Below are 19534 nucleotides of genomic sequence, written 5' to 3' on the forward strand. Positions count from 1 at the left end.
ATGGGTTAAAATGAGAACATCAGTTACCATAAGTAGCGCATTTTAGAAAATCATTGGTTGATGAAAAATGGTACGCGTGAAACTCCAGTAACAAACAGTTTAGCAGGTAATGCTGCTCGGGATCGCCGTTATTGATAATGAAGTGTTATGGTTTATTTATATAATCATAAAAATTGGGTGGTACCACGGAAATGCGTTTTTCGTCCCTTGTTTAGCGACAAGAGAAGAACGCGTTTTTTATTTTATGAAAAAGAGGACATATTAAATGTTAGATATACGTTATATGCGTAAAAACAGCGCAGAAGTCAAGCAACGTTTAGAATACCGTGGCGTTAACCCAGAAACAATTGACGAGTTATTGGAACTTGACCAAAAACGACGGGATTTGATCCAAAAAGTTGAGTCTCTTAAAGCACAACGTAATGATGTATCAGATAAAATTGCTTTTGCTAAGCGTCAAAAAGAAGATGCTAGTGAAGCAATTTTGCAAATGAAGCAAGTCGGGGCAGATATTAAGAGTCTTGATAATGAGCAAACATTGCTGGATGAACAGGTTCGAGAAATCGCTGCTCATTTGCCAAACATGGCTGCTTTTGATGTACCAGTTGGGCCAGATGAATCTGCTAACGTAGAACAACGAAAGTGGGCCCCAGAGGAATATGGATCACGTCCGCATGCCTTAGAAGAAGCATCGTGGGTTAAAGCTCATTATGAAATTGGAGAGAATCTGGGGATACTTGACTTTGAGAGAGGCGCAAAAGTTTCTGGTGCCCGCTTCTTATACTACGTTGGTGATGGGGCAAGGCTTGAACGTGCTGTCTATAACTTTATGTTAGATGAGCATAGGCAAGAAGGTTACACTGAAATGATCACGCCGATTGTGGTGAATGATTCAGCAATGTTTGGAACAGGACAATATCCAAAGTTTCAAGATGATGCTTATCGTGTAGAAGGATTGAATCAAACATATATTCCAACAGCGGAAGTCCCTTTGACTAACTATTATTCAGGTGAAGAATTGCCAAGTGAGGACTTACCAATCAAGTTCACTGCGCTGTCACCTTCTTTCCGTAAAGAAGCGGGATCGGCAGGTAAAGATACGCGTGGATTAATCCGTTTGCATCAATTTAATAAGGTTGAAATGGTTAAATTTACCAAACCAGAAGATTCTTACGAAGAATTAGAAAAGATGACACTAGATGCGGAAAACATTTTACAAAAATTGAATTTGCCTTATCATGTGATTGTATTGTCAACAGGCGACATGGGATTCTCAGCAGCAAAAACATATGATATTGAGGTCTGGATGCCACAGCAGAACGTTTATCGAGAAATTTCTTCAGTATCAAACACTGAAGATTTCCAAGCCCGTCGAATGCACATTACCTATCGTGATGCAGATAATAAGTTACAGCTTGTGCATACATTAAATGGTTCTGGTCTAGCAGTAGGGCGAACAGTAGCGGCTATTTTAGAAAACTATCAAAATGAGGATGGTTCAGTAACTATTCCAGAAGTTTTGCGACCTTATTTAGCCGGACAAGAGAAGCTTGAACCAACAACACACCATTAATTCAAAGGAAGGGTCTATATTTTGGACTCTTTTTTTGGTATAATTAGTCATATAATACACATATTTTGCAGTAATATACAAAAAATAGATTTTAGAGGAGAAACGAGCGAACTTACTACTCGCACGTTAAAAGTAATGGCCAATCCAATACGTAAATTAGTTGATAATTCAAAGCAACAACTAAAGAAATTAAATAAAATTGCCGATCAAGTCGAAAGTTATGCAGACACCATGGCTAGCATGTCAGATAGTGAGTTACAGGCTAAAACTGGAGAATTCAAGTCAAAAATTGCTGATGCAATTGATGGTATTGAGGACAAGGATAAGCAAAATAAGGCTTTGGCAAAAGTTTTAGACGAGCTGTTACCAGAAGCTTTTGCTGTGGCGCGGGAGGGAGCTAAACGAGTTCTTGGTTTGTATCCTTTCCATGTTCAAATCATGGGATCCATCGTATTACACGGTGGAAATTTAGCTGAAATGCGCACAGGTGAAGGTAAAACCTTGACAGCAACAATGGCTGTTTATTTAAATGCGTTATCAGGTCGCGGTGTGCATGTTGTTACAGTGAACGATTATTTATCCGCTCGAGATGCGGAACAAATGGGTCAATTATACAATTGGCTTGGATTGACAGTCGGTGTCAATGTTGGTGATGCGCCAGCAGAAGAAAAGCGTGCTGCTTACAACGCTGATATCACTTATTCTACCAACTTTAACATCGGGTTTGATTACCTACGTGATAACATGGTACGACGCGCAGACGAGCGTGTTATGCAACGAGGATTGAACTTTGCACTTATCGATGAAGCAGATTCAATTTTGATTGATACGGCACGTACACCTTTGATTATTTCTGGACCAGGTTCAGGAGTCTCCCAACTTTATGCTCGCGCTGACCGTTTCGTGAAAACTTTGCAACGTGATGAGGACTTTAAGGTTGATGAAGAAGCCAAGGCGACTTTGTTAACACCTGAAGGAATTCACAAAGGCGAGATATTCTTTAACTTGAATAACTTATATGATGCTGACGATACAGCCTTAACGCATCATATTGACCAAGCCTTGCGGGCTAATTTTAATTACATTAAAGATAAGGATTATGTCGTTCAAGATGGCGAGGTTAAGTTGATTGATCAGTCAACGGGCCGTATTTCTGAAGGAACACGTTTATCAGACGGTTTGCACCAAGCTATTGAAGCTAAAGAAAACGTCGAGATTCAAGAAGAAAATAAATCAATGGCGCAAATTACTTATCAAAATTTGTTCCGTATGTATAAGAAACTTTCAGGTATGACTGGAACCGCTAAAACTGAGGAAGAAGAATTACGTGAAATTTACAATATGGAAGTAATCAGTATTCCTACGAACCGTCCTGTTAGACGTGTGGATAAACCTGATTTGCTTTATACGTCTATTCGTGCCAAGTATAATGCGGTTGTTAAATTGATTGTTGAATTGCATGAAAAGGGACAACCTATCTTAATTGGTACGGGATCTGTCGAAGATTCAGAATTATTATCAAAAATATTGATGACGAAAAATTTGCCTCACAATGTTTTAAATGCCAAAAACAATGCCAAAGAAGCTGAGATTATTGCTAATGCCGGACAGCGTGGTGCAATAACTGTTGCAACCAACATGGCTGGTAGAGGGACTGATATTAAACTTGGTCCTGGTGTTGCGGAACTCGGTGGGTTAGTTGTTATTGCCACAGAACGTCATGAATCACGACGTATTGATAATCAGTTACGTGGTCGTGCAGGACGTCAGGGAGATGAAGGCTTTTCACAATTCTTTCTTTCATTGGAAGATGATTTGATGATTCGTTTTGGTGCTGAACGTGTCCGCTTGATGATGCAGAGAATGAATTTGGATGAAGATACAGTGATTACCAATCGGTTTATTACTCGTTCTGTCGAATCAGCCCAAAAACGTGTTGAAGGAAACAACTATGATACACGTAAAAATGTTTTGCAGTACGATGATGTTGTACGTGAACAACGTGAATTGATTTATCATGAACGTGATGTTGTCATTGATGAATCAGAGTCATTGGAATGGGTTTTGATGCCAATGGTTGAACGTACTATTAACCGTGTCGTGGATGCTCAAACGAAAGAGAAGAAGTCATCCGATTGGAATCTGCCGCAAATTGTTGCTTTTGTTGGCAATGCCCTAGCACATGATGATGCCGTTACAGTGCAACAACTGCAGGGATTGACTCGTGATGAAATCAAAGCAAAATTATTAGAGCTAGCGAAGTTGAATTATAAAGAAAAGCAAAGCCAGCTTTATGATCCAGAACAAATGTTGGAGTTCGAGAAAGTTGTTATTTTGAGAGCAGTTGATCAACACTGGACAGATCATATAGATTCTCTTGATCGGTTGCGTCAAGGTGTTGGTTTACGTGGATATGGACAATTAAATCCACTCATCGAATATCAAAGCGAAGCATTTGCGAACTTTCAAAAAATGATTGCAGATGTTGAATATGACACAACACGCACATTTATGAAAGCTGAAATTCGTCAGAATTTACGTTCTTAATATACAAATAAAAGCGAACTTTGTTCGTTTTTATTTTGAAAGGAATTAATATGGAAATTATCGATGCAAAGCATGCCGTCAGTGATATGCAGGAGAATATCGAACGTTTTCGCGGAACGCTCGATATGGAAGCACTTACGGAAGAAATTGCTGATTATGAAAATCGTATGACGGAACCTGATTTTTGGAACGACAATGAAAAAGCGCAAAAGGTTATTGAAGAAAATAATGTTTTAAAAAATCGTCGTGATTCATTTTTGAATTTAACAAATCAAGTTGAAGAATTAGAACTATTAATAGAAATGGCTGTGGAAGATCCTGAGGATGAGGACACGCTAGGTGAACTTGAAGCAGGGGTTGCGAAGGCGCAAAAAGATATTGATGCTTATAATTTAGAGCAACTATTAACTGAGCCGTATGATGCAAATAATGCCATTTTAGAAATTCATCCAGGTTCTGGTGGTACTGAGTCGACAGACTGGGGTGCTAACCTATATCGTATGTACACGCGTTGGGCACAGCAACATGATTTTCAAGTTGAAACCTTAGATTATCATGCAGGAGATGAAGCGGGTATTGATAGTGCAACGATTAAAGTAACTGGACATAATGCCTATGGCTTTTTACGAAGCGAAAAAGGTGTGCACCGTTTCGTAAGAATTTCTCCTTTTGATAGCGCTGGTCGACGTCATACGAGTTTCGTATCAGTTGATGTAATGCCTGAGCTAGACGATTCAATTGAGGTTGAGGTACGTGATGATGATGTTAAAATGGATGTGTTCCGTTCTGGTGGCGCCGGTGGACAAAACGTCAACAAAGTTTCAACAGGTGTTCGTCTAACGCATGAACCGACAGGAATTGTTGTTTCATCAACTGTAGAGCGTACTCAGTATGGTAACCGTGATTATGCCATGCGTCTGTTGAAAAGTAAGCTATACCAGTTGGAATTAGAGAAAAAAGAAGCTGAGCGTGCGGCGTTGACAGGCGAAAAAATGGAAAATGGTTGGGGATCACAGATTCGCTCTTACGTTTTGCACCCCTATCAAATGGTTAAGGATCATCGAACAAATTATGAAACTAACCAACCACAAGCAGTACTGGATGGTGATTTAGATCCTTTCATCAATGCGTACTTGCAGTGGCAGTTATCACTTAAAAATCCTAATTAATAATTAGTCGAAACATTACTGTTTCGACTTTTTAAATTTTATAAGTATAAAATAGACTAAACAAAAAGATTTCCTAATAAATGTTTAATAGGTTATAATATAAGTCAATATAAGACGTAGGCAGCCTAATTTTAAGGAGGCAAACATGGATAATAATTATACACCAAGTGCGCAAAATGTATTGGTTTTGGCACAGGAACAAGCAAAGTATTTTAAGCACCAAGCTGTGGGTACAGAACATCTTTTACTCGCCCTAGCAATAGAAAAAGAAGGCATCGCCAGTAAGATATTAGGTCAGTTTAATGTTATGGACGATGATATTCGTGAGGAAATTGAACACTTTACAGGATATGGTATCACTAGTCGGTATGATAAAAACATCTATTTACCTTATTCACCAAAAGCGGCAGATATTTTACATCAAGCGAATGAAGAGTTGCGTGCTTTAGCACAATCAAAAGTTGGAACAGAGCACATTTTGTTAGCTTTATTACAGGATGAAAGCATACTATCTTCACGAATTTTACTAGCATTAGACGTTAATTTACAAGATATGCGTCGTGCAATTCTTCGAAAATTAGGCATTACTGATGTGCGGAAGCAAATGAAGCAACAGGAGAAGCAGCAAGCATCAGCGGGAACGCCTACTTTAGATGGATTGGCACGTGATTTGACTCAAATGGCGCGAGACAACAAAATTGATCCAGTAATCGGTCGCCCAAAGGAGGTTCGTCGTGTTATACAAATACTATCCAGACGAACAAAAAATAATCCTGTATTGATTGGAGAACCTGGTGTTGGAAAAACTGCCATTGCTGAAGGACTGGCACAAAAAATCGTAGACGGTGAAGTACCTGAAAACTTAGCCAAGAAACGGTTGATGGCATTGGACATGGGGTCACTGGTTGCAGGAACAAAATATCGTGGAGAATTTGAAGACCGATTAAAAAAAATCATTGAAGAAATTTATAATGATGGCGAGGTTATTCTATTTATCGATGAGTTGCATACATTGATTGGTGCAGGTGGCGCCGAAGGCGCCATTGATGCATCGAATATTTTAAAGCCAGCATTAGCACGTGGTGAATTGCAAACTTTGGGTGCTACGACATTTGATGAGTATCAAAAATATGTCGAATCCGATGCAGCTTTAGAGCGCCGCTTTGCATCAGTAACAGTTGATGAACCAACTCAAGATGATGCTATTGCTATTTTGAAAGGAATTCGTTCTCATTTTGAGAAACATCATCAAGTTCAGATTGATGATGCAGCTATTGAAGCGGCTGTGAAACTTTCGGCTCGCTATATTTCGGATAGATTTTTGCCCGATAAAGCCATTGATTTGATGGATGAAGCTGGAGCAAAAGTACGTATTGATGCCACTGGGAAAGCAACACCAATATCGAAAGCCAAGGTTCGTTTTGCAGAAGTTCAAGCGGAAAAAGAAGCTGCTATTACGTCATTGGACTTTGAAAAGGCAGCCCAGTTGCGCACTGAAGAGATGAAATTGAAGCAGAAACTGGCAAAGTCAGAAGCTAAAGATACTCAAAATAACCAAAAAGAAAATGCTGAACGATATTCGCTTCATGTTACAGAAGAAGATATTGCTGAGGTTATTTCGCAACAAACCGGTGTGCCTGTTATGCAAATGGAAAAGAACGAGCAACAACGTTTGGTCAATTTGGAGTCAGTTCTGGGGCGCCGTGTTATTGGACAAAAGACAGCTATATCCGCAGTGGCTAGAGCAATTCGTCGTGCTCGTTCTGGATTAAAAGACCCTAGTCGCCCGATTGGTACATTTATGTTTTTGGGACCAACTGGTGTTGGAAAAACAGAACTAGCTAAAGCGTTAGCTGAAGCAATATTTGGCAGCGAAGATAACTTGATTCGAATTGACATGTCAGAGTATCAGGAACGTTGGTCATCTAGTCGTTTGATTGGTTCGGCACCCGGATATGTTGGTTACGACGAAGGTGGCCAATTAACGGAGCAGGTTCGTAATCATCCCTATTCTGTTGTCCTATTGGATGAAGCGGAAAAAGCGCATCAAGACATCTTTAATTTAATGTTACAGGTGTTTGATGATGGTTATTTAACGGATTCAAAAGGACGAAAGGTTGATTTCAAAAACACAATCATCATTATGACTTCCAATCTTGGTGCAACACGATTGCGTGATGAAAAATCAGTTGGGTTTGGTGCAGTTGATTTGAAGGACGATCACGAAGCAGTAGCTGCAAAAATACGTGAAACCTTAAAAGAAACATTCCGACCAGAATTTATTAACCGACTAGATGAAGCTATCGTGTTTGAAAGTTTGACGAAGCCTGAATTGCATGAAATTGTCAAGCTAATGAGTCGTTCAGTTCTACAGCGTGTTGCTGAGCAAGGTATCAGTGTTAAGATAACACCAGCAGCAATTGACGTAGTAGCTTCAGCGGGATTTGATCCCGAATATGGTGCGCGTCCAATTAGACGTGCACTCCAAACTAAAGTTGAAGATGCATTAAGTGAAGAATTACTGCGAGGTAATATCACAACTGATGATGCGGTAACGATTGGTGCCAAAAATGGTGAAATCAGAATTAGCACAAAGCCATTAAAGAAAGATACGACAAAAGCGTAAGTTTTTAAAGTAAAAATAATATGTAAAGATTAGTGATTACCCAACCACCGCTTAAAAACGGTACAAAGGGTAATCTTTTTTGTTGTGAGTATAATAGATAGAGTAAAGCCAGGCAACAACTGATGAGTAAAGTACAAGAAAAAATAACAGGCGTGTTTGATAGTACTAAACTTAGTAGTACCGGTATATCACCACTGCCTAATGTGTGCCGATGTTTTACGAGAATTATAGATAAAATTAAAATGAGGACTGTTAAACACAGATGTGCAGCATCATGATGAAGTATAAGTAGATAGCCTATCCAGGGGAATAAAATATTCGCGTGTATGCTTTGTTTCGAACAGTCTTCTAACGATAAAAATAATAATAAGACTCCTGTAATCCAAGTTACAGGTGTAGCCCATAAGAGTGTGCCAATTAATATGTAAGACAATTCAAAAATAGCATAGTAGTGACCAAAATGAGCATGACAATAGCGACATTTGTTGCGTAGAACACATGCCGAAATAACTGGTATAATATCAAACCAAGCTAAATTATGATCGCAATAAAAACAAAAAGAGCGTTGTATTTTCAAAGAGACACTGTTGGACAACCGAGCCGCAGCACATATAATAGTTGAGACGATAATACTATTAAACAAAAAGACAAATATATTTTCCATAACTTATCATACGTTGTGGTAATCATTTTTTCATTTAGCATGGAAAGTTGTTAAAACCTATTGACAACACGGCTCAAAATGGTATTATATTGAACGTGCTTTTGAGTAATCTGTTCTGTGACATCGTCACACTGTGCTGAACGGCGCTGTAAAGGCAATTGTCAGCAGATTTTCAGTGATATGATTTTTGGAAATATAAAAATGATACACCTGGAACTGTGAAATTAATGAAAATTTAAAGGAGACTGTAGCATGCCTACAATTAACCAACTGGTTCGTAAGCCACGTAAGTCAAAGGTTTCTAAGTCAAAATCACCTGCTTTGAACTTTGGCTACAACTCAATGAAGAAGAAGGCAACTAATAATGCTGCACCACAAAAGCGTGGTGTTGCTACTCGTGTTGGAACAATGACACCTAAGAAGCCTAACTCAGCTTTGCGTAAGTACGCCCGTGTGCGTCTTTCAAACTTATATGAAGTAACTGCATATATTCCAGGTATTGGACACAACTTGCAAGAACACTCTGTTGTTTTGATTCGTGGTGGCCGTGTTAAGGATTTGCCTGGTGTACGTTACCACATTATCCGTGGGGCTTTGGATACTGCGGGCGTTGATGGTCGTATGACTTCACGTTCAAAGTATGGCACAAAGGCACCAAAGAAGTAAGAAGGAGACTGACTAATGCCACGTAAAGGTTATACTAAGCGTCAGGAAATTTTGCCTGACCCAATTTACAACTCAAAGCTCGTTTCACGTTTGATCAACAAGTTGATGCTTGATGGTAAGCGTGGTACAGCTTCAACAATTTTGTACGATGCTTTTGATCGTATCAAGGAAGCAACTGGTAACGATCCATTAGAAGTTTTCGAACAAGCTATGGAAAACATTATGCCAGTATTGGAAGTTAAGGCTCGCCGTGTTGGTGGTTCTAACTACCAAGTGCCAATCGAAGTTCGTCCAGATCGTCGTTCAACTTTGGGACTTCGCTGGTTAGTTAACTACTCACGTTTGCGTAACGAACATACAATGGATGAACGTTTAGCTAAAGAAATCATGGATGCCGCTAATGATACTGGCGCATCTGTAAAGAAGCGTGAAGACACACACAAGATGGCTGAAGCGAACCGTGCATTTGCACACTACCGTTGGTAAAAATTTGATACTGAGGCTAGTAGATAATACAACCCTTGGTATGCAGATAGTGTACAATTGTCATAGATGGTGTTTGTCACACACAAGCACCGTCAAAAAGCGAACACAACTATGTGTCGCTTTTTGTTGCATATAGAACTAAACCAGGAGATAACTCACAATGGCAAAACGTGAATACCCACTAGAACGTACACGTAATATCGGAATCATGGCCCACATTGATGCGGGTAAGACAACGACTACTGAACGTATCTTGTACTATACAGGTAAAATTCACAAAATTGGTGAAACACATGATGGTGCTTCACAAATGGATTTCATGGAACAAGAAAAGGAACGTGGAATCACTATCCAATCAGCTGCTACAACAGCTGTATGGCATGGTTTCTTTGACCAATTCGCTAAAACACCTTACCGTGTCAACATCATTGATACACCAGGGCACGTTGATTTCACAATTGAAGTTGAACGTGCATTGCGTGTTTTGGATGGTGCCGTAGCGGTTTTGGATGGCGCTGCCGGTGTTGAACCACAAACTGAAACAGTTTGGCGTCAGGCAACAACATATGATGTACCACGTATCGTATTTGTTAACAAAATGGATAAGTTGGGTGCTGACTTCCAAATGTCAGTGGATTCAATTCACGAACGTTTGCAAGTTAATGCAGAAGCTATTCAATGGCCAATTGGTGCTGAAGATGACTTCGAAGCGGTTATTGACTTAATCACACAAGAAGCATACTATCCTGAAGATGATTTGGGCGAAAAGTGGGCACCTCGTGAAATTCCTGAAGAATTGAAGGAATTAGCAGAAGAAAAGCGCAACACATTGATTGAAGCTGTAGCTGATGTTGATGATGATTTGATGGAAAAGTATCTTGAAGGTGAAGATATTTCAATCGAAGAATTAAAAGCTGCAATTCGTCGTGCTACTTTGGCATTGCAATTCTACCCAGTTCTTGCAGGCTCTGCCTACAAGGATAAGGGTGTCCAAATGATGTTGGATGCGGTTGTTGATTATTTGCCAGGACCTTTGGATGTTAAGCCATATATCGCTAACGACCCAAAGACTGATGAAGAAATTGACTTGATTGCTGATGATTCAAAGCCATTTGCTGCTTTGGCATTTAAAATCATGACTGATCCATTCGTTGGTCGTTTGACATTTATGCGTGTGTATACTGGTACTTTGAAGTCTGGTTCATACGTACAAAACACATCTTCTGATACTCGTGAACGTGTTGGTCGTTTGCTACAAATGCATGCTACTTCACGTACTGAAATCGAAGAGGTATTCTCAGGTGATATCGCTGCTGCGATTGGCTTGAAGAATACAACAACTGGTGATTCATTGACAGATGTTAGTCATCAATTGATTCTTGAATCAATGGAATTCCCAGAACCTGTTATTGAATTGGCTATTGAGCCAAAGACAAAGGCTGACCAAGACAAGTTGTCAAATGCTATTCAAAAGTTAGCTGAAGAAGATCCATCATTCCGTGCAACAACAAACCAAGAAACTGGTCAAACTTTGATCGCTGGAATGGGTGAATTGCAATTGGATATCATGGTTGATCGTATGCGCCGTGAGTTTAACGTTGAAGCAACCGTTGGTGCGCCTCAAGTTGCTTATCGTGAAGCGTTTACCAAGACAGTTCAAGCTCGTGGATTCTTCAAACGTCAATCTGGTGGTAAGGGTCAATATGGTGATGTTTATATTGAATTCGCACCAAACGAAGAAGGCGCTGGCTTTGAATTCGAAGATGCTATTGTTGGTGGTGTTGTGCCACGTGAATACATCCCTTCAGTTGAAGCTGGTTTGAAGGATGCATTAAATGCTGGTCCTTTGGCTGGATTCCCATTAGTTGACTTGAAGGCTAAGTTGTATGATGGTTCATATCACGATGTCGATTCTAGTGAAGCTGCCTTTAAGATTGCTGCATCATTGGCTTTGAAGGAAGCTGCAAAGACGGCTGGTGCGGTTATTCTTGAACCTATCATGGCTGTTGATATTGTTGCACCTGAAGACAACCTTGGTGATGTTATGGGACACGTCTCAGCTCGCCGTGGTATGATCGAAGGTCAAGAATCACGTGGACCCGTATTGGCTGTTAAGGCTAAGGTTCCTTTGTCAGAAATGTTTGGTTATGCAACTACTTTGCGTTCAGCTACGCAAGGTCGTGGTACATTCCAGATGGTATTTGACCACTATGAAGCTGTTCCTAAGAACATTCAAGAAGAAATCATCAAGACAAACGGTCAAGAAGATTAATTCTAATATTTAAATATTTAACTGACAGATGGTTCAGTATAAACGGCGTCACTCATATTGAGTGACGCCGTTTTAATAGGAAAAAGTAAAATGCTGAAAAATAATAAAAATCATAGTAAATTTTTAGTACCCGGGATAATTGTTGTGGGAATGGTTTTACGCTTACCCTTCACGTCTATTCCACCGATATTGGGGAATATTGCGCGTTCATTGCATGTACCGGTTTCTAGTCTAGGAATCTTAACAACGATACCTTTATTGGCGTTCGCCATTTTTTCAGTTTTTGCGCCAAAGGTAGCACAAAAGTTGGGGTTAGAACGTGCTTTCACACTCATGCTTGGATTGCTTATTATTGGTTCGTTCATTCGAATCTTAAATACACCGCTTCTCTACATTGGTACGGCATGCATAGGAGTTGCAATTGCACATATGAACGTTTTATTGCCTAGTGTGATTCGAACGTATTTCCCACAAAAAGTTGGTTTTATGACTTCGATATTTACATTTAGTATGATGCTAGCGACTGCTATAGGGGCTGCGTTATCGGCACCTATTACTGCTGTAACTGGTTGGCATACATTTATAATTTTGTTAACAGTTTTACTAATAATCGCATTACTTGTTTGGTTACCTAATCAAAATTTTGTTCATAATAATCAAACAACTGTTAAAACAAAATCTGAGAATGTTTTGAAACCCAGTATTTGGCGAAATAAGTATGCTTGGCTATTGTTGTTTTTTAGTGGTGTACAGTCAATTATGTTTTATATTCTCTTGGCCTGGGGACCAACGATGGCAGTGCAGACCGGTTTGTCGGCTTCTACGGCCAGCCTGTTTGCTGGCTTGAATTCATTGATTGGTCTGCCATTTGCTTTGTTTATTCCATCAATTGTTGCCAGACTTGATAGTGGGCAACGGCAGTGGCTAGTGGGGATGTTCTCAATATTGGGCACTTTAGGATATATGTTGTTACTTTTCCCGCAAGGAACGTTTACCTATTGGCTGATCGTTAATCTATTAATCGGGGTTGGCACATCAGCATTATTCCCATACTTAATGACAACGTTTAGTCTAAAAACTAGTAATGCAGAACAAACAGCACGGCTGTCTGGCATGGCACAAAGCGGTGGCTATTTATTAGCTGCAACTGGGCCACTGTTATTTGGTTATGCATATGGTTGGTTTCATTCTTGGATTCCGCAAATTATTATGTTAATTATCTTATTTATTCTGATGACAGTTGCAATATTAATTGTGGAAAATCAAGATAAAATTTTGGATTAAAAAGCGCAAGTCATCGCGCTTTTTTTGTTTTTATAATTAGTGTAAAATGTATTCTATTGAAAAGATTCGAGGGTGAGCAAGTGAGTGAGAAACAAGTACCAATTATTGCTTTTAATCAAGTAGATTTGTCTTTTGGAGATACACATGTTTTAAATAATGTTGATTTAGAAATAGAAGCTGGTAAATTTTATACTTTACTTGGACCATCTGGTTCAGGAAAATCAACTATCTTGAAACTGATTTCTGGACAGCTAACGGCTGACTCAGGAGATATATCTTTTGAAGGTCAACGTGTTAATGATGTACCTGCGGAAAAGAGAAAAGTGAATACCGTATTCCAAAACTATGCATTATTTCCAAATATGAATGTTTTTGATAACGTTGCTTTCGGTCCAACTTTAAAAGGAATGAATAAGACGGAAATTAAGAACAAAGTGAAAGAAATGCTTAATTTGGTCAAGTTAAGTGATTTTGTTGATCGCGAGATTGATGAGTTATCAGGAGGGCAACAGCAACGCGTTGCGATTGCGCGTGCTTTGGCTAATGACCCAGAGGTTTTATTACTTGATGAGCCTTTGTCAGCTTTAGACTACAAGCTACGTAAAAGTATGCAATATGAACTTCGAGAAATTCAACAGCGCTTAGGGATTACTTTTGTTTTCGTGACACATGACCAAGAAGAAGCATTGGCTATGTCTGATTGGATATTTGTTATGAATGATGGTGTAATTCAACAAAATGGTTCACCAGAAGATATTTATGATGAACCAATCAATCACTTTGTTGCTGATTTTATTGGTGAGAGCAATATTGTTGATGGCATCATGAAGGAAGATTATGTGGTCCATTTTGTGGGTAAAGATTTTGAAAATGTTGATGCAGGAATGCGCCCCAACGAGAGAGTTGAAGTAGTGTTACGACCTGAGGACTTAGATTTGACGTCCATTGAAAATGGTAAATTAGTCGTTACTATTGAAGACCAGTCATTTAGAGGAGACTACTATGAAATTACGGCTAGAGATGATGATGGCAATGAATGGCAAGTTCAGGCAACAAATTCGGCAATAATTGGTGCTAGAGTAGGTTTGACATTTGATCCTGAGGATATCCACATTATGCGATTTAATGAGTCTGAGGACGATTTTGATGCGCGTCTGGAAAGTTATGAGGACGATGATGAAATCTAAACAACAACGTCAAATATTTTATATTGTTCCTTATGGCATCTGGCTATTACTATTTGTGATTGCGCCATTGATACTAATGTTATTTCAGTCATTTACTACTGCTAGTGGACATTTCACATTTAGCAATTATGCGGCCTATTTTGGCAGTGGAACATATTTGCGAATGACTTTCAACTCAGTATGGTACGCATTTTTGATAACAGTGATTACTTTAGTGATTAGTTACCCAACTGCCTATTTATTGAATCAACTGAAACAAAAACAGTTCTGGCTATTGTTAGTCATATTGCCTACATGGATTAATTTACTGTTAAAAACGTATGCTTTTATTGGACTATTGTCCAAGACTGGGACTGTGAATAATTTCATTTCACTTTGGGGCATTGCGCCCCAACAGCTCTTATTTTCGGACTGGAGTTTTTTGCTGGTAGCGGCGTATATCGAAATTCCTTTTATGATTTTACCCATTTTTAATTCGTTAGCGGAGATTGATTCAAGACTTTCTCAGGCTAGCCACGATTTGGGTGCTAATAAGTGGCAGACACTCCGCTACGTTATCTTCCCATTGTCGATGCCAGGTGTTAAGGCCGGTATTCAGGCAGTGTTTATTCCTAGTTTGTCATTATTTATGATTACACGCTTGATTGGAGGTAATCGAGTGATTACCCTAGGAACCGCAATTGAAGAGCACTTTTTGGTCACACAAAATTGGCAAATTGGTTCAACGATTGGCGTAGTTTTGATTGCTGCAATGATTGCTACAATGCTGCTGACACGTGATCGTACACGTAAAAATCTAAGAAAGTGAGGTATGGCTAATCATGCATAAAAAATTTAGATGGTCTAATTTGTATTTAGTGTTTGTATTTGTTTTGTTGTACTTACCTATTTTCTTTTTGATTATTTACTCCTTTAATGCAGGAGATGTTATGCAAGGATGGGATGGCTTTTCGTTGAAGCATTACACCGAGCTCTTTGTCGACACAAGAATTTTAGAGATTGTGGTTAACACATTTCTGGTTGCGTTATTATCTTCACTACTGGCTAGTATAATTGGCACAGCAGGGGCCCTATATATCTATAATCAACGTCATCAATTGGCGAAAAATATTTTCTTGTCACTTAATAATATTTTACTTGTTTCTCCGGATGTTATTATTGGCGCCTCATTTTTAATTCTATTTACCGTTGTTGGTTTTACACTCGGTTTTACTTCCGTTCTACTTTCGCATATTGCTTTTAGTATACCGATTGTTGTTTTGATGGTATTACCTCGTTTACAGGAGATGAATCCTTATTTAGTCACCGCAGCCAAGGATCTTGGTGCCAATAATTTACAGATGTTGTCTAGGGTAGTATTACCAGTTATATCACCGGGAATTTTAGCGGGATTTTTTATGGCGTTTACTTACTCACTGGACGACTTTGCAGTGACGTTCTTTGTAACAGGAAATGGTTTTTCAACTTTGTCAGTTGAAATATATTCCCGTGCGCGCCAAGGGGTTAGTTTAGAAATCAATGCGTTATCGGCCATGATGTTTTTGGTTTCACTACTATTAGTATTAATCTATTATTTTATTTCCAACAGATCTTCTAAAGGCAAAAAGCGCGGCGGAACAAACCTTGTAATGCCAGCTACGGAGGGACTGTAAGATGAAAAAATTATTATCCAGTGTAGTGGGGATATTAATTGTTGTTGCTTTACTCATTAGTGCGCAGCATTATTTTTCGGCACAGACAGGCACGGGGGACAAGAGCGGCAAAGTTTTGAATTTATATAACTGGGGAGATTATATTGATCCTGCCTTATTAAAAAAATTTACCAAAGAAACTGGCTATAAAGTTAGTTATGAAACTTTTGATTCAAACGAAGCGATGTATATGAAAGTTAAGCAAGGCAGTACATCGTACGACTTAGCAGTGCCTTCAGAATATATGATTGAAAAAATGAAAGCAGATAATTTACTATTACCACTTGACCATAGTAAATTAACTGGTTTGAATAATTACGATAGTCGTTTTCTAAATCAATCTTTTGATAAAGGCAATAAATATTCGGTTCCCTACTTTTGGGGTACACTTGGCATTATTTACAATGATAAATATGTCAAAGCCAAAGACATTCAACATTGGGATGATCTTTGGTCATCAAAGTTTAAAAATCAAATCATGTTAATTGATTCAGCAAGAGATGTTTTGGGTATCACTTTAATTACACAAGGGAAGTCCGTGAATAATAAATCGGTAGCTGATTTAGCTGCAGCACAAGGAAAACTAACAACCTTGATGCCGAATGTCAAAGCGATTATTGCTGACGAGATTAAAATGTATATGGCTCAGGATGAAGCTGCAATAGCCGTCACCTATTCTGGTGAAGCTGCAGAAGCAATGGACAAAAATTCTCATTTGCATTATGTTGTACCTAATGAGGGATCGAATTTGTGGTTTGACAACATTGTGATGCCAAAAAATGCTAAACATAAAGCAGCAGCATATGCATTTTTGAATTTCATGAGTGAACCGAAAAACGCTGCTCAAAATGCAGAGTATATTGGTTATGCTACACCAAATAAGAAGGCGTTGTCGTTATTACCAAAATCAATTCGGGAAGATAAACAGTTTTATCCAGATGAAAAAACAGTCCGAAATTTACAAACATATGATGATTTAGGACAAAAATGGACAGAGAAGTATAATGATGCATTCTTAGAGTTTAAGATGACGCAGCGATGAAATAAAGTTAGTAGATTTAGTTGTGGAAATTTATTGAAAGAGGGTAATAAACATTTTTAAATTAAAAGAACAAAACCCTTGCCTTGCAAGGGTTTTTCTGTTATTATATTTAAGTACGCTTTTGGAACAGTAGTAGTAAAACCCTACCGAAAGCCTAGTGTATCAATGTTTAGCGATGATGATTAAGGTTGCGACACGCGCGGCCGCGTTGCCATGGGCGCGCAAAACACAAGCAGTGTTGTCGGTTTTTAATCGAAGTTAGCTGATTTACAAAATCAACGAGGAGGCATGAAATAATGGCACAAAAGAAGATCCGTATCCGTTTGAAGGCATACGAACACCGTATCTTGGACCAATCAGCAGAAAAGATTGTTGAAACGGCCAAGCGTACGGGCGCAGAAATTGCTGGTCCTATTCCGCTACCAACTGAACGTACATTATATACAATTTTACGTTCACCACATAAGCATAAGGATAGCCGTGAGCAATTTGAAATGCGTACGCACAAGCGTTTGATCGACATTGTGAACCCTACTGACAAGACAGTTGACGCATTGCGTAAGCTTGAATTGCCATCAGGTGTTGCAATTGAAATCAAGTTGTAATCCATAACGGATATAACTTTCATGCCTCATTGAGGCAAAATTAAAATAAGAAAAATATTTAAGGAGATTAGTCATGACTAAAGGTATCTTAGGCCGCAAAGTCGGTATGACTCAGGTTTTTACAGAATCTGGTGAATTGATCGCCGTGACTGCTGTTGAAGCAACACCAAACGTCGTTTTGCAAGTAAAAAATGCAGAAACAGACGGATACAGTGCTATTCAACTTGGTTACCAAGACAAGCGCACAGTTTTGTCAAACAAACCTGAACAAGGCCATGCTTCAAAAGCAAATACGGCCCCTAAGCGCTACGTTCGTGAAATCCGCAATGCGGGAGACGAATTTAACGTTGGGGATGAGATTAAGGTTGACACATTCCAAGCGGGCGAATACGTCGACGTAACAGGAATCACGAAGGGACATGGTTTCCAAGGTGCTATCAAGCGTTTGGGACAGTCTCGTGGTCCTATGACTCACGGTTCTCGTTACCACCGTCGCCCAGGTTCAATGGGTGCTATTATTAACCGCGTTTTCAAGGGTAAGCTTTTGCCAGGACGTATGGGTAATAATAAGCGAACAATGCAAAATATTGCCATTGTTCATGTTGATGTTGAAAACAATTTGTTGCTTTTGAAGGGTAACGTACCTGGTGCTAACAAATCACTTTTGACAGTCAAATCAACTGTAAAAGTAAACGCAAAGCATCCTGAAGTTAAGATGGCTAATGCATCTGCATCTGCTACTAACTCAGAAGAAGCTTAATATAAATTATATAGAAAGGAGAACAATCAATCATGACTAAAGTTGCTGTATTAAAGCAAGATGGTAGTCAAGCTGCAGAAATTGAATTAAATGACGCAGTATTCGCCATCGAACCTAACAACGCCGTTATTACTGATGCAGTATTGATGCAACGCGCATCATTGCGTCAAGGTACACATGCTGTTAAGAATCGTTCTGCGGTTTCTGGTGGTGGACGTAAGCCTTGGAAGCAAAAGGGTACTGGTCGTGCACGTGCCGGTTCAATTCGTGAACCTCAGTTCCGTGGTGGTGGAATTGTTTTCGGACCTTCACCACGTTCATATGCTTACCGTATTAACCGTAAGGCATATCAATTGGCATTAAAGTCAGTTTTGTCACAAAAAGTCGCTGATAACAAGTTGGTAGTTGTTGATGCTTTGTCATTTGAAGCACCAAAAACACAAGACTTTAAGAAAGTTTTGGCAAACTTGTCAGCTGATAAAAAGACATTAGTAGTTGTTGATGAAGACAACGAAAACGCAATCTTGTCAGCACGTAACTTGGCTAATGTTCAAGTTATGACAACAAAGGGTATCAACGTGCTTGATGTTGTTAATGCAGATAAGCTGGTGATTGTTCAATCATCAATCGAAGAAATCCAAGGAGGTCTTGCCTAATGGATGCACGCGATATTATCCGTCGCCCTATCATCACCGAAGCTTCAATGGCGCAAACAGAACGTAAGCGTTATGTCTTCGAAGTTGATACGCGCGCAACAAAGCCTGAAATTAAAAAAGCTATCGAAGAAATCTTTGAAGTTAAAGTTTCTGGTTTAAACACAGCGAACGTTCGTGGCAAGAAAAAGCGCCAAGGCCGTTATGTTGGTTACACACGTAAATTAAAGAAGGCAACCGTTACGTTGTCAAAAGATTCAAAAGATATTCAAATCTTTAACGAAGGTTAATCTAAATAGGAGGATAAGA

At 39.1% G+C, this 19534-nt stretch carries 17 protein-coding genes; 16 read left to right on the forward strand and 1 reads right to left on the reverse strand.

Annotation, left to right across the window (positions count from 1 at the left end):
• Window positions 1–265 precede the first annotated feature (265 nt).
• From serS to LEUM_RS00890, 4 genes are all read left to right on the forward strand, one after another.
• The gene (gene serS, locus LEUM_RS00875; protein WP_011679121.1) at window positions 266–1573 is read left to right on the forward strand and encodes a serine--tRNA ligase; all 1308 of its coding nucleotides are present in this window, start codon (window positions 266–268) and stop codon (window positions 1571–1573) included.
• A 135-nt stretch (window positions 1574–1708) separates the two neighbouring features.
• Complete coding sequence (gene secA, locus LEUM_RS00880) at window positions 1709–4120, forward strand: preprotein translocase subunit SecA (protein WP_011679122.1); 2412 nt, start codon at window positions 1709–1711, stop codon at window positions 4118–4120.
• Window positions 4121–4170: 50 nt separating this feature from the next.
• Window positions 4171–5289, forward strand: a complete 1119-nt coding sequence (prfB, locus tag LEUM_RS00885; protein WP_011679123.1) for a peptide chain release factor 2 — start codon at window positions 4171–4173, stop codon at window positions 5287–5289.
• Between the two features lie 145 nt (window positions 5290–5434).
• Window positions 5435–7915, forward strand: a complete 2481-nt coding sequence (locus LEUM_RS00890; protein ID WP_011679124.1) for an ATP-dependent Clp protease ATP-binding subunit — start codon at window positions 5435–5437, stop codon at window positions 7913–7915.
• A 4-nt stretch (window positions 7916–7919) separates the two neighbouring features.
• On the opposite strand, the gene LEUM_RS10420 is transcribed toward LEUM_RS00890, so the two are convergent.
• Complete coding sequence (locus LEUM_RS10420; RefSeq protein ID WP_011679125.1) at window positions 7920–8579, reverse strand: prepilin peptidase; 660 nt, start codon at window positions 8577–8579, stop codon at window positions 7920–7922.
• Window positions 8580–8831: 252 nt separating this feature from the next.
• Here LEUM_RS10420 and rpsL point away from each other — a divergent pair, with 252 nt between their 5' ends.
• From rpsL to rplW, 12 genes are all read left to right on the forward strand, one after another.
• Window positions 8832–9245, forward strand: coding sequence for a 30S ribosomal protein S12 (rpsL, locus tag LEUM_RS00895; RefSeq protein WP_004911305.1), 414 nt, complete (start codon window positions 8832–8834; stop codon window positions 9243–9245).
• A 15-nt stretch (window positions 9246–9260) separates the two neighbouring features.
• Entirely contained in the window at window positions 9261–9731 is a 471-nt protein-coding gene (gene rpsG, locus LEUM_RS00900; protein ID WP_011679126.1) for a 30S ribosomal protein S7, read from the forward strand.
• A gap of 160 nt (window positions 9732–9891) precedes the next feature.
• Window positions 9892–12003: an elongation factor G gene (fusA, locus tag LEUM_RS00905; protein ID WP_011679127.1), complete on the forward strand. Its 2112-nt coding sequence runs from the start codon at window positions 9892–9894 to the stop codon at window positions 12001–12003.
• A 90-nt stretch (window positions 12004–12093) separates the two neighbouring features.
• A complete protein-coding gene (locus LEUM_RS00910) occupies window positions 12094–13287 on the forward strand; it encodes a CynX/NimT family MFS transporter (RefSeq protein ID WP_011679128.1) in 1194 nt (397 codons plus the stop codon).
• A gap of 80 nt (window positions 13288–13367) precedes the next feature.
• Complete coding sequence (locus tag LEUM_RS10960; protein ID WP_011679129.1) at window positions 13368–14474, forward strand: ABC transporter ATP-binding protein; 1107 nt, start codon at window positions 13368–13370, stop codon at window positions 14472–14474.
• Window positions 14461–15282 carry an ABC transporter permease gene (locus LEUM_RS00920; RefSeq protein WP_041775224.1) on the forward strand — a complete coding sequence of 274 codons (822 nt, stop codon included), beginning with the start codon at window positions 14461–14463 and terminating at the stop codon, window positions 15280–15282. The genes LEUM_RS10960 and LEUM_RS00920 overlap by 14 nt, the downstream gene beginning before the upstream one ends.
• Before the next feature lie 13 nt (window positions 15283–15295).
• Window positions 15296–16126, forward strand: coding sequence for an ABC transporter permease (locus tag LEUM_RS00925; protein WP_011679131.1), 831 nt, complete (start codon window positions 15296–15298; stop codon window positions 16124–16126).
• Window position 16127: 1 nt separating this feature from the next.
• Window positions 16128–17207, forward strand: a complete 1080-nt coding sequence (locus tag LEUM_RS00930; RefSeq protein WP_011679132.1) for an ABC transporter substrate-binding protein — start codon at window positions 16128–16130, stop codon at window positions 17205–17207.
• A 296-nt stretch (window positions 17208–17503) separates the two neighbouring features.
• Window positions 17504–17812, forward strand: a complete 309-nt coding sequence (gene rpsJ, locus LEUM_RS00935; RefSeq protein WP_002816040.1) for a 30S ribosomal protein S10 — start codon at window positions 17504–17506, stop codon at window positions 17810–17812.
• A gap of 73 nt (window positions 17813–17885) precedes the next feature.
• Window positions 17886–18572 carry a 50S ribosomal protein L3 gene (gene rplC / locus LEUM_RS00940; protein WP_011679133.1) on the forward strand — a complete coding sequence of 229 codons (687 nt, stop codon included), beginning with the start codon at window positions 17886–17888 and terminating at the stop codon, window positions 18570–18572.
• A gap of 32 nt (window positions 18573–18604) precedes the next feature.
• The gene (gene rplD, locus LEUM_RS00945) at window positions 18605–19228 is read left to right on the forward strand and encodes a 50S ribosomal protein L4 (RefSeq protein WP_011679134.1); all 624 of its coding nucleotides are present in this window, start codon (window positions 18605–18607) and stop codon (window positions 19226–19228) included.
• Complete coding sequence (rplW, locus tag LEUM_RS00950; protein ID WP_002816036.1) at window positions 19228–19515, forward strand: 50S ribosomal protein L23; 288 nt, start codon at window positions 19228–19230, stop codon at window positions 19513–19515. The genes rplD and rplW overlap by 1 nt, the downstream gene beginning before the upstream one ends.
• Window positions 19516–19534: the final 19 nt, after the last annotated feature.

Source organism: Leuconostoc mesenteroides subsp. mesenteroides ATCC 8293, from assembly GCF_000014445.1.
Lineage (GTDB): Bacteria > Bacillota > Bacilli > Lactobacillales > Lactobacillaceae > Leuconostoc > Leuconostoc mesenteroides.